The following is a 17,062-nucleotide window of genomic DNA, read 5'->3' as shown; positions in this document are numbered from 1 at the left end:
AGCAATTAATAACTGGAACTATTAGTGAACGACTGTACGATTATATTTGTAAAATCCTCTACAGAAAGTGGCTTACTAAAATAATAGCCTTGAACATACTCACAGCCATGCTCACGAAGTACGTTTAATTCAGCCTCTTCCTCCACACCTTCAGCAACTACTTGTAGGTTGAGCGCATGAGCTAAAGAAATCATTGCAGAAATCATCGCGATACCAGATTTTTCAGGAACGATATCACGAACGAAAGCACGATCAATTTTAAGTACATCCACAGGGAATTTTTTTAAGTAATTTAGAGATGAATAGCCTGTCCCGAAATCATCTAATGAAATCGTAATCCCAAGCGCGCGCAATTGATTAATCGTATTAATTAAATCTTCTGTATAATCAAGCATGCTCATTTCAGTAATTTCAATTTCTAATAAATGTGGGTCAATGCCTGTTCCAACAATGACTTCCTTCACCATATCTACAAAGCCTGATGTACTTATATGAATCGGTGAAATATTAACAGCTACACGTAATCTGAGATTATATGATTCATTCCAAAGTTTAGCCTGTGCACAGGCTTTACCTAGCACCCATACACCAATATCATTAATGAGTCCACATTCTTCAGCAAATGGAATAAATCGATCCGGCGGGATATGCCCCAATTCTGGATCATACCAGCGCAATAATGCCTCCATACCAATAATTGTGTCAGTTTTTAAATCAATTTTAGGCTGGTAATGTAATTCTAAAAGATCCTTTTTTAATGCTTGATGTAATTTTGTTTCCAGTAAAAGCCATTTATCATTCGCTTCATCCATATTGGCACGGTAGAGGCGATATTGATTTCCTCGCGTAGATTTAGCAGCATACATCGCAATATCAGCATTTTTCAGTAACTCTTCTACAGTGTTTGCGTGATCCGGGAAAATACTAATGCCTATGCTAATACTTGCATAAAATTCATAGTTATCTACTACAAAGCTTTCATTAAAGACACTCATAATTTCCTTGGCCATTTCCTCTATACGATTCACATCATTTAAAATCATGACAAATTCATCACTGTTGTGGCGATAGAAAGAATTAGAGGTATAATCAATATTCCTTAAACGATTTGACATTTCCACTAAAAACATATCACCGATAATATGACCAAGCCCATCGTTAATGTGTTTAAAACGATTCACATCAATGAAAAATAACGCAAACTTTTCTCCTGTACGTCGAGATTGATGGAATTCATTTTCTAAACGCTGTTCTAATTTACGACGATTTGGTAGCCCTGTTAATTCATCGTGATAGGCTATGTGGGTAATTTTTTTAATATCCTTTTGCGCTGTAATATCGACGCGGATTGCGATATACTGATAAGGCTTTCCCCGGTCATCAAGGAATGGGAAAATAGTTGTCTTCACCCAATATAAACTGCCATCTTTCGCACGATTGCAAACCTCGCCATTCCACATTTCACCATTACCGATTGTTCTCCACATCTCTCTAAAGAAAGATTTAGGATGATAGCCTGAATTCAGTAAACGGTGATCTTGGCCTACTAATTCTTCACGCGTATACTTCGAAATTTTACAAAAATGATCATTAACAAAAGTAATTTTTCCGGTACGATCTGTAATTGCCACAATAATGGAACTATTCATAGCGGAAAAAATATCTTGCAATTCTTTAAGACTGTAGTTCATTTGATTACTACTAGGCGTGATATTCATCATTTTCATTCTCCATTCATTAAAATATGAAGGGTTTGGTACTTTTGCTTTATTTTACAGCGAGGTATAAAGTTGTGGTATATCGCCCTTTTTTCTGTAATTATATTATAGTCTTAGAAAAGCAGTTAATTCAACCCAAATATGAAATCATTCAAAGCAAGGTTGGAATATTTTTTGATATAAAATACAAATATTAGTTATTATTAACATACAAAATTGTCTAATTTTAAGGTTTTTGAATACTTTTGTACTATTGATAGTACTTTCCTTAGGCTATTTCTCCATTAAATACAACATACTAATAACTTATAAATTTATCAGATTGTAAAAGTACTCAGACAAAATGCCTTACTGTCATTCATAAGCAGCAGTAAGGCATTTTAATAGCTAAAATAGCTAGGAGACCTCATATTCTATTGATCCTCCTGATGTTTTAGCATGCTCATTATAAGCATTTAACTGCTCTTGCGATAAATTTAAAATAAAATAGTGAAAATTGATGGGCTCTAATCCATGCTCCTCACATATATGTCGATAAAATTCATAGCCTTCACGATAATCAGTCATCTTTATTTCTTCCTTTCACTTGAACTACTTTTCCTTGTACTTATAACTGTATTTTTATTTTGATAATATTTTTCCGTCTCTACTTTATAAATCAACGAATTTTCCGAAATCTTTTTTTAGAAAGATGAAAGCCCAGTCCATATTAATTAGTATGGCTGGGCTTTTCATAAAATATTCGCGTCGGCTTCCGTCATCACCATATCCTTTTAAATCCCTAATTGTTTCGCTTGCATATTATAAGCAGAAAGTTGTTGCTGTGATAACTGTAATACATAATAGCGGAATGAAATTGGTTCTAATCCATAACGCTCACACATTTCACAATAAAATTCATACCCATCTCGATACTTTGACATTAAAAACTCCTCCTTAGTTGAATCTGTTTTATAACAGTTGTTTTTATTTTTATTTAATATATAACAGATTATGATGGACGTCAAGTGCTTATGACAGAAAAAATCATCTCAAGCTTGCATCGCTTTGCTAGCGTTTAAGAACTCCTAAAATAGGGCGTTTTTTTGGTATTCAATGCTAAAATATAAACTTTAGAACGAGGGAACGAAGAACATCATAGCAGGGATCAATTTAATAGTAGGTTTCGGAATAATAGCCAAAACTCCTGCATTCGTAGCGTCTGTATCAAAGCCAGAAGAGGAGGTTAGGCCATTCAAAGTTGTTGTCAATAGTGCATGTATAAAGCAGGATGTACATCCACTAATGGACTGTCATCATCTTTTCGTTCCGATTCGTGCCCTTGCATCACTTGGATTTTCTTAAAGTTTTAATGCTAAGACTAAAATGACAATCGTACAAAGCAAAAATGGTGATTACTTAAAAATCACTGCAAATACCATACTGCCTCTAAAAATGGGCGAGCCGTGCAAATGGAGGTACCTGCGCAAAAGCAATGGCTTGCTCATTTTTAATTTCTACAAATGTAAACATAGAGGCATTGGACAGCTTTTCCGTGAACGAAGAGTACTATCTATAGCCGCAGAGAATATTTTACCGGATATGAGTTTAGATACAGATTCCATCATGGAACCCTATAACCATGGAAAGGTGCTTTTTACAGAGTATGAGGACGGTACAACTAAAGCCATTTATGCTGATATAAATGGACATTTTATAGAAAAGAAAATGAAGATAAGCGTTTATTCAAACCTTATCCAAAAACTTCCTGATCAATGATAAATCGCAAAAACAACCCATCTATCTATTAAACAGATAGATGGGTTGTTTCAAATTAATTTGGAGCCTGTTGCCAGCTATTTTTTATTTCCTGAATTTGCTGAATATGACGTTGTTCATGGAGATAAATTTGCTCAATCCATTGATCGAGTGGACATTCACCAAGAGCTGGATGCTTCACAGTGCGCTTTGCTAAAGCATCAGTGTCCTCAATCGTTTCTAAAAATCCGAGAAATTCCGCTCTTGTTGTTGCTAGCGATTCCACCATTTTTTGAACATGAAATGGTTCTTCCGAAGGCTTCACTATGCTTGGCGCTTGGAATTTTCGTGTACGGTCTAACAGCAGTTGCATATCTTTTCGTTCAGGAGACGACTGTTCTTGTGATTTTAAGCCCCATGTAACAGCCTTCTTTGTTGCTTCCTCTACTAAAATCAGATGATGGCAGATTTGTGCTATACTCCAATTTTGTGCATCTGGCTTGTCATTAAATTCGGTATCACTTAAATGGTTAATCTCCTGAAGTAATTGCTCTCTTGTGGCATCAAATTGATCCTTTGCAAATAAAATCATACACTACCCCCATAATCGTTATACCTTTATATTCGACAGAGATGGGTGTAAATCATCTTTTATGCACCATATTAAATGGATTGTTTTCTAAAACCTGCTGTAGCTGCTCATCCTCGATATGTGTATAAATTTGAGTGGTTGCTACACTTGAATGCCCTAAGATGTGTTGTAAGCTTCGAATATCAGCACCCGTCTTATACATCATCGTTGCAGAAGTATGGCGCAGCTTATGTGGTGTAAGTCGCTCTTTTTGGAGGCCTGATTGCTGATTAATACGTTTTACGATTTTAGCAACAGTTTGCCGCGTAAAACGTGTTCCCTTCTGTGAGACAAAAAGAGGCTCATCTCCGTTTCCCTTATATGGTGTTTTTCCACTATTTTCATAGTCTGCAAGTGCCTGCATGCAGCTATCATTCAAATAAACAGTACGCTCCTTATTTCCCTTCCCAACGACGGTTAAATGGCGTCCTTGTATAGATGTAATATTAAGCTGGCATAGCTCTGTCACACGAATTCCTAAGTTTAAGAAAAACATCATCATACAGTAATTTCTTGGTGATGCCTGATTGGCAGGTATGCCATCTATAAATTGTGTAGCTTCTTGAAAATTCATATAGATGGGTCTTTTCCGACCAATTTTTGGTGTTTCTAATTCCTCTGCTGGGTTTTCCTCAATGAGTCTTCGTTTACCTTTTAAGTATTTGAAAAAGGATTTTAATGTCGCTACCTTCCGTGCTCTTGAAGCTGCAGAATTTCCGCGCTGTACCTCACAATACTCCATAAAGTAATAAAGGTCCTCCAATGTAATATCTCGAATTTCATCTATTGTAATGGTGGCAATATTAATGGCTGCTAAATTATCTAAATCCAGTTCCTCCTGGACAGCTGTATGGAAACGGAAAAATAAAGTCAAATCATATTCGTATTCTTTTCTTGTGCGCTGTGACTTTCCTTTGATGGTCGTTAAATAAACAAGAAAGTCCTTCATGATTTTTGGTTGTTTTGATTTTTGCATCTCAATCACCTCTATTTGCTCTATTTTACCATAAAAAACGTTCCCAAATATAAATTTGGGAACTTTATTGAAAAAACAAGCTACTTTTTTACGTTTTAGAAACATTCGTTCGATATACATGCGAATAAAAAAGATCCTCTTTTATATAGAGGATCTTCTAACTAAATTGTGACAGTTATTGGTTTTTAGGTATAAAGTTGATGTTCGATGAATATTAAAATCTAGTATACTTCTATTGCTTTGTGAGGCGACTCGAAAAATAGAAAGGTGGGTAACTACCTATGTCGATTCGTCTCATAACGTGCATGGTATTATTTGGATAAAACAACTATTTTACAAAAACCGAGTACTTCTGATCGGCTTGTTTTGTAAGTGACCAGTTCGTCGATAACATTTGCTGTAATTTTGTGACCGTTTCCTCATCACACATCAAATGTTGGATACCAGTTTCTAACAGTTGGTAATCTACTCCTTCTTCAAGGTTAAAGCGCAGGTGCAATAAACGTTGGATGCCAGGCAAAGTTACATACTTGATTCGATAATGGCCATGTAACGCATCTAAGAACTCTTGTTCGTCATCCTGAAAAAGTGCCATTGTTTCACTAAATTCATAGTTTGGTACTTGTTCCTGCCAAGCTGATACATCCCCTGCCCGTAAAGCACGTAAGATCTCCTCGTCTGAATAATTTAATTTAGATAGTTTATCAAGTTCATAAGCTTGCATTAGATTAATGATTGTCATGAATGTTAGCTCCTTTTATGTATTTACTCACAGTGTACCATTTTTTTATTACTACTCAAATTCGGAGGGATCCATATGATGAATTTATATGATTCTAGTCTGTTTTTCGATGAAATGTTTGATGGCAATCAACCGAAGCCCCATTATCGATCTTTTCATCATAAGCTATCCATTTTTTCTCAGGAGCAACTCGAAGAGAAATATCGTCAAGCCCAAGCAAGCTTTCTCAGACAAGGCATTACTTTTACTGTCTATGGTGCACAAGATGGAACCGAAAGGACTATGCCCTTTGATTGTGTCCCTATCATTATTCCTCAAACACAGTGGGCGATTATTGAGGCAGGTGTCAAACAACGTGTAGAAGCACTGAATTTATTTTTACAGGATGTGTATGATGAACAAAAAATCATCTGTGATGGCTATATTCCTAGACAGCTGGTAGAAAAGAATCCATATTTCTCGCCTATCATGAAGGGACTTAATGTGCCAATTGCTAATCATATATTTTTAGCAGGTATTGATTTAATCCGGGATGAAAAAGGTGAATATTTCGTGCTGGAAGACAATTTACGGAATCCTTCTGGCATTTCTTATGTTTTTGAAAACCGTGACGTCATGAAGGAAGTGTATCCAGAATTTTTTTCAAAACATACTATTTTATCTCTTGATAAGCAGATGGCTAACATGAAAAAAACATTGCTTGCCCATCGCCCACCTACTATGGATGAAGGGCGAGAACCAAAAGCTGTGCTACTAACAGCAGGAATGTACAACTCAGCCTATTATGATCACGTATTTTTAGCTCAGCATTTAACGATTCAACTGGTGGAAGGCCGTGATTTAGTCGTAAAGGATTTGAAGGTTTATATGAAAACCATCTACGGTTTACAGCAAATCGATATTATTTATCGCCGTATCGATGATGATTTTTTAGATCCGGTTGCATTCCGTGAGGACTCCTTATTGGGCGTCCCTCATTTAATGGCAGTTTACCAAGCAGGCAATGTGGCCATTTTAAATGCTGTTGGTAATGGTGTGGCAGATGATAAAGCGATGTATGCCTATGTCCCTCAAATGATTCGCTATTACCTACAAGAAGAGCCGATATTACCCAATGTGAAAACCTATCATTTAGAAGATGAGCAACAGCGAGCATGGGTACTGGAGCATATTCAGGAGCTAGTCGTTAAAAATGTGAGTGCATCTGGGGGCTATGATATGCTGATTGGCCCCCATGCAGATGAGGAAGAAATCGCTTTGTTTAAGGACAAAATTATGATGCATCCATGCCAATATATTGCCCAGCCAACTATTAAATTGTCTAGAGCACCATCCTTTCAAAATGGGCGATTCTATCCTTGCCATGTGGATTTACGTGTGTATGCCATGAAGGGTGAGGATTGTTATGTGTTGCCAGGTGGATTATCAAGAGTGGCCTTACAAGAAGGTTCCCTTGTGGTCAATTCATCGCAGGGTGGTGGTGCTAAGGACACATGGATCTTAAAGGAGGAGTTGCAGCATGCTGAGTCGAGTAGCCGACGCGTTATACTGGATGGCACGGTATAGTGAACGCACGCAAACCAATACACATATATTACAGGTACAGCTGTTGAATATGTTGGAGCAATCTGGGCAAGAACATGATTATATTGATCATTGGGAGGCTGTATTAAATATTTGTGCCTCAAAGGAGGAGTATTTAGCCAATTATACAGCTATACGTGTTAATCCATTAATTGATTATCTTCTGTTTTCTGAGAAAAACGGCAACTCTCTCCTTGCTACATTACGCGCCATTCGAGAGAATGCTCGAGTTACGAGAGATCGTATACCTGCGGAGCTTTGGGAAATACAAAATGCCTTTTATTTAACTAAGCAACAGGACATACTAACAACGGATCGGCCTATCCCATTAATTGATCTTCAAGCTTTTTTACAGGAAGTACGGAAGACCTTGTGGATGGTGACTGGATTAATTGAGAGCACGATGGATCGGGATCTCCCCTTTTATTTCATGCAGATTGGGAAATGGCTGGAAAGAGCAGAAAAAACAATGCGGATGACGTTCATTATTCTAGAACAACAGAAAATAACTGGCCAATCTCTTCATGAGATGGATGGTACGTTTCTATTGGACCTTGCTGCCGCAAAAGAATCATTTTTGCAGAAGCACCGCCAAACCAATCTCTTAACCGTCATTCAATATTTATTGCAGGATGAACATTTTCCTTGCTCTGTCATGTTTTGTCTGAAAAAATTAGAAGAAGCTCTCAAATCCATCGAGCATGATCCTTTGTCGTCAAGATGTTTAACGCTTCATTCGACCATCAAAAGCTTTGTCCTAGGAATCGATCATCTTGATTTTTGGTCAATGAGCGTTGAGGAAGCCATCACAATAATGGAGGAAAGATTGAGTCAATGGATTGCATTTAGCGAAACATTCTCGACAATCTATCATTTATATGAACCCAGCATACAACCTTGAAAGGAATCCATCACAGCTCCCTTTCAACAGGCAAGTCAGTAAGCAGAAGGAAGCGGACACGATGAAATTTGAAATTCAACATACAAATATTTTTCAGTATGAGTCTGAAGTCGATCAAAGCTTAAATACGATTCGTTTAAAGCCGCGGAGTGATGAGCGTCAACGGCTGTTATCCTATCGAATTGCGATTACTCCATCCTCTCTTACCCGTGAGCATACGGATATTTGGGGAAATACAGTAGGTTCATTTTATATTCCTGAGCAGCATCAAGTACTAGAAATTCATACATCGTCGATTGTCAGTATCCAGCGTGCGCCATTTATTCATCGCATTCAATATTCGCCCGAAATGCAAACTATTTTTCACTCACAGCTATTTTATGAACATTATCTTCCCTATTTAAAAACAACTCATTTTACGTATATGACCGAGCAACAGCTGGAGGAAGTTTTTCATGCAATTGGCCATGCTGAAAATCCTGTGCTCTTTTCGCTTAATTTAATGCAATACTTATACTCTAGCTTTGAATATGATCCTTCAGCAACAGATGTGGGTACAACAGCCAGTGAGGCATTTGCCCTAAAACGTGGAGTATGCCAGGATTTCACCCATGTTATGCTAGGTGTATTGCGCTCTAAAGGAATTCCAGCACGTTATGTTAGTGGTTATTTATATGTCGATGAAAATTCAGCTCTCGTCGGCGATATTGCAACACATGCTTGGGTAGAAGTGATGATACCTGGTATTGGCTGGATTGGTTTAGATCCTACAAATAATGTGGAAGTATTAGAAAACCATATTATTTTATGTATTGGTCGAGATTATAGTGATATAAGCCCTGTTGAAGGGGTTTATTCAGGAGGCAAGCATGATTTAACCGTAAAAGTAAGTGTCAAAGCATTGAATCATTTATAATAAATAATGACATGTGCAGGAATGGCGATATACGCGATTGCTGCACATTTTTTATTCAAAGCGCTGTTGTCTTTCTGTTAGTACCCATTTGCGAACATAGCCCATTTCTTGCTGAATATGTTCCAGTGTTTTCTCTTCCTGAAACGCCCTTTGCATAACGGTATAACGCAAATCGGTGGCTCTGACGTTTTTTCCAATATCTTTAGACATCGTTTGAAAAATACGTTCCACTGTCTTCGTCGTAATCGGCTTTGTCATGCTTGCTTCACTCACCCACACCCATTCCTCTACCTCTTTGTCATGCATGGCTTCTGTTTCTTCCTTATAATGTGCTAGCATGTCCATAAGTATGGGCGAACACTTTACCTCACGGCGCCCGTTCTGATTGGCAATAAAAAGAGTTGATTTTTCCTTTTGGAAATGCGACCATTTCATCCGTACAAGCTCTGCCGGCTTACAACCAGTTTCCATCAAAACCTGAACAATACAACCATTCCGTCTAGCCAGCCATGCATGCTCTGCTGTTTTTGCATATTGAAAATAATTTGGCCAAACATTAGCCATTTGCCCTATTTGCTTAGTTGTGAGTACTTGTAACGCCTCTTTTTGCCTTTTTCTCGGCTGTAAAATATGTTGATAATCAAAGGGCTCCATCCATTCGCGTAAGAAAATAAAGTCTACAAAGCCACGCATTGTTGCTATTTTATGATTAAATGTATTGATATTGCTATAGGTTTCCTTTAAATAGTGACAATAAATTAGTAATAACTCTTGAAATTGGTGATCTACATACAAGTAATTTTTTTCATGGGCGAAGGATAAAAAATGCTGCCCGTCCATATTGTACTGCTTCATCGTTGCTGCACTTTTCTTTAATGACTGCAGCAGCAAAATATATCTGTTCCACGCATCCTTGAGTGTGATCATGAGTTCCCTCCTTGTTAGCTGAGCGGTAGTTATTTTTATTTTACTATATATTGGGTGCGTATGTTCTGGTTTTTATGTAATATTATAGTGTCGGATAATCTGTACTCAAAGGTTCATACCCGCTTCCATCATTCAAATGCTTCTTGCATAATTAAGAAACAAATGTTCGACTATTAGTTTCTCACAACTTTTGCTTTCTTACAATAGTAAATTCCGTTCCTCTGTTGTAGAACAATTGCTATTTATTCCACCTATTTTGTATAACAACGCAATTTTATATGAAAATTCGTATAATTTCGTGTTTATCGTTCATTGTGCTATATAATAAAGATATAGACAAATATGTAGGGGGCTCTCTAAAATGCAAGTAAAGACGACTCGACTGGAAGCAGAAGACGCAAAAATTATTTATCAAGAAACTGCTGGGCTAGCAATTATTACAATCCATCGACCACAAGCGAAAAATGCATTAACCGCAAATATGTGGGACCAATTAGCAAAAATTGCCCTACAAGTATTAGATAATCCCAAAAATAAAGTCCTTATTTTACGAGGCTCAGGACAAAATTTCACTGCTGGCTCTGACATTAAAGAATTTAATGCCATTTCTCTCGACAAGGCTGAAGAGGCGTTTATACATATGGAAAAGACCATTTCCACTATTGAGCGCTTGCCGATTCCTACGATTGGTGTGATTAATGGTCCTGCAATGGGGGCTGGGTTGGAATTAGCGTTAGCCTGCGATATCCGTATTGGCTCCGATAAAGCCAAACTCGGCATTCCTGTTGGTAAATTGGGGATCACATTAAATAATAAGTTTGCACAGCGTTTAGTACAGCTTGTTGGCCCTGCTACAACGAAGGATTTAGTGTTTACAGGAAGAATGTTTAAAGCAGAGGAAGCTTATAAGCTTGGGATGCTCAATTATCTTGTAGCAGAGAAGGATTTAAATAAATACATGATCCGCATGGGTAAGCTTGTGGCGAGGATGTCTCCTGAATCCTTACTGGCAGTAAAGCAATCTGTCCAAGAATGTCTGGATAGTGTTCCAGCCTTATGGCAAGGCTCCACGCCATTTGTCGGTAATGATTTTGAAGAAGGTTGCCGAGCATTCGTTGAAAAACGCCAGCCACAGTTTACGCGTCAACCTAAATAAAAAACAGGTACTCTTCTCGCCCAATAGCGACGGGAGTACCTGTTTTTTATGACTTTTTCTTTTGTATTCCGGATTTGGCATGAACATGGATAGCATCCAATTCATAGCCAAAATGCTCATAAAATTCCGTCTGCACTGCTTGTTGTAAGTTATATAAATGTTCTGCCAACGGATAATCAATCGGTAACCTTACCTGTAGGGACAATATAGCTTGGACCTGTTCACCTAGCACAAATTGGACTTGCTCCACCTTTTGTACGAAATCTTGTTGTTGACAGCAATACGTAAGTAGCTGGACATACACATGATTACTAATCTCAATATACTCCCGTTGAAAATCAGGACGAACAATGGTTGTTTCCCCAATTTTTTCACGTTTTGTTGAAAAAATCTCCATTCCCTTTAGCACCAGTCGCTTAAAAAAGTTTTGCTCAACTTGTCGATAAGGGATCGGCATGACATGCTTCCCTTGCGTTTGACGTATAAAACGAGCTTTTTGGATGTCCTTAAAGGAACGAACATCTCCCACATCATAATAATGCTCGATAGCCCCTAGCTCCAGCTGCTTTGCAATACTATTCGTCATTTTCGTTGACGTCCCAATAAGTAAAATAGACTCCACTCGATGGCTTGCTAGCGCTTTCTTGACGGCCTCACGGTGCTCCTGATCCGTAAAAATGGCACGCCTTACAGCGGTAATTGTATTTTTTTCAAATTTGGCAGAAACTCCTGCGACTCTCACGCCATTGACAATGAGTAATCCATCATCGATAATCGCCTGTGCGCCTATTTTATGGGCAAAAGACAGAGCACTAGTGCTTTTCCCTGTGCCACTTGGTCCACTTAACGAATATACCTTCAAGGCCCTCACCCTCTCTTATGCTAATGATAGCAGTTAGATCCATCAATTCGCACCAATAATTCAGACTGAAAACTATATAGTAAGTATAATACAACTTCTACATTTACGGAATTTACAGTAGGTTTTCCCAGCATTAGGCATTCCATTTTCGCTAGCCTATGCGCACATCCTCTACATTATATAAATATTTTCTTTTTTCAGAATATCTGTCCCTTTCTGTGCTTTAGTATGATAAAATGTGAACTACTATTCTGTTATACAACTACAAGGAGTGTACTAGTCTTGAAAATCGTACCATCTAAAAAAATGTCATTATTTACACCAGCAATTTTCGGAGATTTGAAAAATTTTGCCAGAGAGCAGCAAGCAAAGGGCATGACCCTGATTGACTTAAGCTTAGGAAGCCCAGACCTTCCCCCACATGCCAAAATTCGTGAACATCTATCTTTTCGAGCAGGTTTAGCTGAATCATATGGCTATACACTTACAGGCACACAGCGTTTTTATGAGGCAGTCAGTCGCTACTATAAGCGCCGTAGCAATGTTGATTTAGATCCCACTACTGAAATTATTCAAACGATTGGCTCTCAAGAAGGCTTAGTGCATCTTCCAATGGCCTTTTGTGATCCAGGAGACATCGTGCTTTCCACAAACCCAGCTTACGTTGCGTATGACGCAGGTATTCACTTAGCTGGTGCAACACCCTATTACATGCCTCAGACAGCTGACAACAACTATCTACCTGACTTAGACGCTGTTCCGGAAGATATTGCCCAAAAAGCAAAGCTATTAATTTTAAACTTACCAGGAAATCCAGTACCAGCGATGCCATCCTTAGCATATTTTGAAAAAGTGATTGCCTTTGCTAAAAAATATAACATCATCGTTTTGCATGACGCAGCCTATTCTGAGTTTTATTTTACGGGCGATGGACCGATTAGCTTCCTTGCTACACCGGGTGCAAAAGAAGTTGGGATGGAAATTAACTCCCTTTCCAAAAGCTTTAGTCTGGCAGGAACCCGTATTGCCTATATCGCAGGAAATGCTGAAATGATCGCGATCATAAAGCAACTAAAATCGAATTTAGATTTTGGTATTTTTGAGCCTATTCAAGATGCAGCTGTCGTTGCCCTTGATCATGCTGAAGAAATTACGGCAAGCTTACGTGCTACCTTCTCTAAGCGTCATCAAACACTGATGAATGGCTTACAGGCACTAGGTTGGGACGCAGCGCCTTCCAATGGCGGGATGTTTGTTTGGGCAAAATACCCATATGATATGGACTGCACAGAACTTGCCTTTAAATTGATTGAGCAGGTTGGCATAGTTACGGTTCCAGGTACTGTATTTGGAACGGCAGGACAAGGTTATCTGCGCTTAGCACTCGTGCAACCAGCGGAAATCCTTCAGAAAGCTGTTGATCGTTTAGCGCAAATACAAGTACTACAAGAAAACTAACATAGAAAACCCTTCTAGCAACATGCTAGAAGGGTTTTCTTAACTATATCCAAACATCATTTTCAGCAGTAAGCGCAGAATTTTCCTCCCCTGTATTCACTACACCAGCAGGCTCTACAAGCAAGATTTTACACTCGGCAGCGGCATAAGGTTTGTGTTCGACTTGGCGTGGTACAACAAACATTTCACCCTCCTTTAATCTCACTTCTCCATCACGGAATTCGATGAGGAGCTCTCCTTCAATAACAATAAACACTTCATCTGTATCATCATGTTTATGCCAGACGAAATCTCCCATTACTTTAACAAGTTTGAATTGATATTCATTCATTTCGGCAATTACCTTTGGTGACCAGTGCTCTTGGAATTTCGCTAATTTTTCTTGAAAATTAATCAGTATGTATGTCATTCCCTTTTCCCCCATCCTTCATCTCTTATTAAAAATACAGCTACTGTCAATCGGCAGTAGCTGTTTCTTCTTTATTTATACATCATATTTTTGATGAACGTCGTCCTCGTAACGGTTATAGCGCTGTTTAAATAGCTTAAATAGATGCGTCACAAGCACTTTAAAAATTGCATATCCAGGAATCCCTAAAATGACACCAGGGACACCGAATAGTGAGCCTGCCGTTAATAATACAAAGATAATTGTAATCGGGTGAATACTGAGCGATTTCCCCATAATTTGAGGAGAAATGAATTTTCCCTCGATTAACTGCACGATCGTCCATACAATCGCTAGCTTAATCAGCATCAATGGTGATGTGACAAGGGCGATAATAACGGCTGGTGTGATGGCAATGACAGGGCCTAAATAAGGCACTACACTTGTAATCATTGCAAGGAAGCCGAGCAATAAAGCATATTTCATACCAATAATTAAGAAGCCAATCGTTACCATTGCACCTATACACATTGATACTAAAATTTGCCCTTGTATGTAAGAACTAATTTGCTTGTCCATATCATGGAAAATTTCAGTCACTTCTTTACGCATACGCGGTGGGCAAACTTTCAGCATAAATTTCGGTAACTTTTCGCCCTCTTTCAGTAAATAAAACAAGATGAATGGTACTGTTACAAGCGATAGAACAATGCCTGTTAACGTTGATAGGAAGCCCGTAATACCGGATGCTACACCTTGTGCTATATTTGCAGCTGTATCCTTCACAGTTTTCACCATATCTGTAGTAAAGTTTTGAACCACTTCATTGTAGTCAAAATTAATTTTATCTAAATAATCGTTAAAACGTGAATGATTAAAGAATGCAACAAATTTTTCCGTAAACTTCATAAAATACTCTGGGAATTCCTGCACTAGGTTCGTGAATTGATCACGTAAAAACGGATAAACCAACACAACGAGCAGTGTTATGACACCAACGACCGCAATGTAGAGAATTAAAATACCCCAAATTCTCGGGATACGCCATCTAACCAAAATCGCCAGCAATGGACGTAATAAATAGTAGCCAATGACGGCTAGTACCCCTGGTAAAATGACTACTTCAAATAATACTTGAAGCGGGGTAAAGATAAAGGAAACTTGATTAAACATAAAAATAACACATGCAACTAATAATAAAATAACCAGCGTAAATAATAGGTTTCTACCACCTAAGAAACGAATAAACTTGGTTGCTAACAGGTTTGAACGCTCTTTTGGTCTTTCTCTTTCCATATATCCACCCCAATCAAAAAGCTCTACCTTTATATTACAGGATAATGTTGGATTTTGCTAAACATCACTCCAGTGAAATGCCTAAAAAATCACTTAAAAAGGCCTTATTTTGTTCTACATCTATAACGATTGAATCGCCGGCATGACTAAAGTTTTTGAATTGATAGCTACCTTCAATTGGAATCGTTGCTTTTTCAATGTTCACCTTGCCCTTAGATAACAATTTCAGCACTTGTTGCATTTCTTCAGCAGAAGAATAATCCGTTGTAATATAGCCTTGTGCTGCCCCTACGAATTTTGGTAAATGCAATACATTTGCAGGTGTTATAAGTTCATTTTTTAAAGCCTCGATGACCTTTTGCTGACGTGCTACACGACCGAAATCACCTTCCGCATCATGACGGAATCGTGCATAGCCTAGTAACTCCTGTCCATTTAAGTGATGAACACCTTGCTTTAACTCTACCCCAATATTTTCAGACATATCCTTCTCAACATCCATCTCTACACCATTAGGCGCTAAAATATCCACCAACGATTCAAAATTTTTAAAATCAATAAGGGCATAATGGTGAATCGGTAAGCCGAACATATTTGTCAATGTATCCTTCAGCAGCTGTACACCATCTAAGTAATACGCTGTATTAAGTTTATAGGATTGATAGCCAGGGATATCCGCATAAATATCACGCATAAAGGATACGAGTTTAATATCGTTGTTTGATTTATTCCAAGATAATACCATCATCGTATCTGTTCGAGATTTTTCCTCGCCACGTGTATCAACACCGAGGATTAAGTAATTTTCAATATCGCCTTTTAACGTATCGCCAGAAAAATCCTCCTGCTCGACTTGTGTTTGATTGGCAAGCTTTAGTCCACTGCGGTACTGCATGATAGAGTAACCTGCCACTACCATGATACAAAGTAATAATAATGTAAAAATTGCTCTCCCTTTACGAAGTTTTCGTTTTGTAGGGCGTTGTGAGCGTCTTGTATAATCTTGCTCTTCCATAATGACTAACTCCTCTATTTTTTTATAGTTAATGTAACGATTGATTAGCCGGAAAGTTTCATTTAACTGATAGAGGAAGTCCCATCTTCATCTATCTTATTGTTATTTTACACCCAAATGCTCAGTTTTTTCGCCAAACAATGCTATAATATTTTAACAAAAGAAAGGATGTTGTACATGATAGAAAAAGCTACATTTGCTGGCGGTTGTTTTTGGTGCATGGTTAAGCCATTCGTCGAGTGGGATGGTATACATAAAGTAACATCTGGTTATATGGGCGGCCATTTAGAAAACCCAACATATGAAGATGTTAAGAAAGGGACTTCTGGCCATTTAGAAGTCGTCGAAATTGAATTCGATTCAGCCATTTTTAGCTATGAACAACTGCTAGACATTTATTGGATGCAAATCGATCCCACTGATGCTTTTGGACAGTTCCATGACCGTGGAGAGTCCTATTCAACAGCCATCTTTACTTACACGGATGAACAAAAACGAATCGCCGAGGCCTCTAAAGAAAAGCTTGCCACTAGTGGACGCTTCGATAAACCTATTGTAACCAAAATTCGTGATGCTGAACGCTTCTATCCAGCGGAAGACTATCACCAAGATTACTATAAAAAAGAAGCTGATCACTATAAGCAAGACCGTGCTATTTCCGGCCGTGATGAGTTTATAACGAAGCATTGGGATAAATAAACAAACGGAGGTGCCTCAATTTTTCATTGAGACACCTCTTTTTTGTAAAAACACAT

Annotated in this window: 18 protein-coding genes; 7 read left to right on the top strand and 11 right to left on the bottom strand. The window is 38.1% G+C overall.

What is annotated here, in order from left to right; genetic code table 11:
- Positions 1–5 precede the first annotated feature (5 nt).
- From B3D94_RS19155 to B3D94_RS19145, 3 genes are all read right to left on the bottom strand, one after another.
- Positions 6–1,721 carry a putative bifunctional diguanylate cyclase/phosphodiesterase gene (locus B3D94_RS19155; RefSeq protein WP_232540555.1) on the bottom strand — a complete coding sequence of 572 codons (1,716 nt, stop codon included), beginning with the start codon at positions 1,719–1,721 and terminating at the stop codon, positions 6–8.
- Positions 1,722–2,114: 393 nt separating this feature from the next.
- Positions 2,115–2,285, bottom strand: coding sequence for a transcriptional regulator (locus B3D94_RS19150; RefSeq protein ID WP_291759407.1), 171 nt, complete (start codon positions 2,283–2,285; stop codon positions 2,115–2,117).
- Positions 2,286–2,491: 206 nt separating this feature from the next.
- On the bottom strand, positions 2,492–2,641 hold the full coding sequence (locus tag B3D94_RS19145) for a hypothetical protein (RefSeq protein ID WP_004230023.1): 150 nt from the start codon (positions 2,639–2,641) through the stop codon (positions 2,492–2,494).
- A gap of 442 nt (positions 2,642–3,083) precedes the next feature.
- On the opposite strand from B3D94_RS19145, the gene B3D94_RS19140 reads away from it, so the two are divergent.
- Entirely contained in the window at positions 3,084–3,476 is a 393-nt protein-coding gene (locus tag B3D94_RS19140; RefSeq protein WP_291759396.1) for a hypothetical protein, read from the top strand.
- Between the two features lie 55 nt (positions 3,477–3,531).
- Here B3D94_RS19140 and B3D94_RS19135 read toward each other — a convergent pair whose 3' ends face one another.
- The 3 genes from B3D94_RS19135 to B3D94_RS19125 form a co-directional block, all read right to left on the bottom strand.
- Entirely contained in the window at positions 3,532–4,047 is a 516-nt protein-coding gene (locus B3D94_RS19135; protein WP_291759394.1) for a DinB family protein, read from the bottom strand.
- A gap of 52 nt (positions 4,048–4,099) precedes the next feature.
- A complete protein-coding gene (locus tag B3D94_RS19130) occupies positions 4,100–5,062 on the bottom strand; it encodes a tyrosine recombinase XerC (protein WP_291759390.1) in 963 nt (320 codons plus the stop codon).
- Positions 5,063–5,390: 328 nt separating this feature from the next.
- Entirely contained in the window at positions 5,391–5,804 is a 414-nt protein-coding gene (locus B3D94_RS19125) for a hypothetical protein (protein ID WP_291759388.1), read from the bottom strand.
- Positions 5,805–5,879: 75 nt separating this feature from the next.
- On the opposite strand from B3D94_RS19125, the gene B3D94_RS19120 reads away from it, so the two are divergent.
- The 3 genes from B3D94_RS19120 (at position 5,880) to B3D94_RS19110 (ending at position 9,205) form a co-directional block, all read left to right on the top strand.
- Entirely contained in the window at positions 5,880–7,370 is a 1,491-nt protein-coding gene (locus B3D94_RS19120; RefSeq protein ID WP_291759385.1) for a circularly permuted type 2 ATP-grasp protein, read from the top strand.
- The gene (locus tag B3D94_RS19115; protein ID WP_193831947.1) at positions 7,324–8,289 is read left to right on the top strand and encodes an alpha-E domain-containing protein; all 966 of its coding nucleotides are present in this window, start codon (positions 7,324–7,326) and stop codon (positions 8,287–8,289) included. The genes B3D94_RS19120 and B3D94_RS19115 overlap by 47 nt, the downstream gene beginning before the upstream one ends.
- A 61-nt stretch (positions 8,290–8,350) precedes the next feature.
- Entirely contained in the window at positions 8,351–9,205 is an 855-nt protein-coding gene (locus tag B3D94_RS19110) for a transglutaminase family protein (RefSeq protein WP_008177642.1), read from the top strand.
- 51 nt (positions 9,206–9,256) lie between these two features.
- Here the strand turns inward: B3D94_RS19110 and B3D94_RS19105 are convergent, their stop codons facing one another.
- The gene (locus B3D94_RS19105) at positions 9,257–10,132 is read right to left on the bottom strand and encodes a tyrosine-type recombinase/integrase (RefSeq protein ID WP_291759377.1); all 876 of its coding nucleotides are present in this window, start codon (positions 10,130–10,132) and stop codon (positions 9,257–9,259) included.
- Positions 10,133–10,493: 361 nt separating this feature from the next.
- On the opposite strand from B3D94_RS19105, the gene B3D94_RS19100 reads away from it, so the two are divergent.
- Positions 10,494–11,288: an enoyl-CoA hydratase/isomerase family protein gene (locus B3D94_RS19100; RefSeq protein WP_258270100.1), complete on the top strand. Its 795-nt coding sequence runs from the start codon at positions 10,494–10,496 to the stop codon at positions 11,286–11,288.
- A 46-nt stretch (positions 11,289–11,334) separates the two neighbouring features.
- Here the strand turns inward: B3D94_RS19100 and B3D94_RS19095 are convergent, their stop codons facing one another.
- Positions 11,335–12,150 carry an ATP-binding protein gene (locus tag B3D94_RS19095; protein WP_414674003.1) on the bottom strand — a complete coding sequence of 272 codons (816 nt, stop codon included), beginning with the start codon at positions 12,148–12,150 and terminating at the stop codon, positions 11,335–11,337.
- 282 nt (positions 12,151–12,432) lie between these two features.
- On the opposite strand from B3D94_RS19095, the gene B3D94_RS19090 reads away from it, so the two are divergent.
- The gene (locus B3D94_RS19090) at positions 12,433–13,608 is read left to right on the top strand and encodes an aminotransferase class I/II-fold pyridoxal phosphate-dependent enzyme (RefSeq protein ID WP_069481341.1); all 1,176 of its coding nucleotides are present in this window, start codon (positions 12,433–12,435) and stop codon (positions 13,606–13,608) included.
- 43 nt (positions 13,609–13,651) lie between these two features.
- Here B3D94_RS19090 and B3D94_RS19085 read toward each other — a convergent pair whose 3' ends face one another.
- The 3 genes from B3D94_RS19085 to B3D94_RS19075 form a co-directional block, all read right to left on the bottom strand.
- A complete protein-coding gene (locus B3D94_RS19085) occupies positions 13,652–14,017 on the bottom strand; it encodes a cupin domain-containing protein (protein WP_291759368.1) in 366 nt (121 codons plus the stop codon).
- Between the two features lie 75 nt (positions 14,018–14,092).
- Positions 14,093–15,292: an AI-2E family transporter gene (locus B3D94_RS19080; protein ID WP_069481340.1), complete on the bottom strand. Its 1,200-nt coding sequence runs from the start codon at positions 15,290–15,292 to the stop codon at positions 14,093–14,095.
- A gap of 64 nt (positions 15,293–15,356) precedes the next feature.
- Positions 15,357–16,307: an LCP family protein gene (locus B3D94_RS19075; RefSeq protein WP_069481339.1), complete on the bottom strand. Its 951-nt coding sequence runs from the start codon at positions 16,305–16,307 to the stop codon at positions 15,357–15,359.
- A 177-nt stretch (positions 16,308–16,484) separates the two neighbouring features.
- Here B3D94_RS19075 and msrA point away from each other — a divergent pair, with 177 nt between their 5' ends.
- Entirely contained in the window at positions 16,485–17,006 is a 522-nt protein-coding gene (gene msrA / locus B3D94_RS19070) for a peptide-methionine (S)-S-oxide reductase MsrA (RefSeq protein ID WP_083244670.1), read from the top strand.
- The last annotated feature ends 56 nt before the right edge of the window (positions 17,007–17,062 follow it).

The sequence above is a fragment of the Lysinibacillus sp. UBA5990 genome (assembly GCF_002429815.1).
Taxonomy (GTDB): Bacteria; Bacillota; Bacilli; order Bacillales_A; family Planococcaceae; genus Lysinibacillus; species Lysinibacillus fusiformis.
This window is presented reverse-complemented; position numbering and strand designations above follow the sequence as displayed.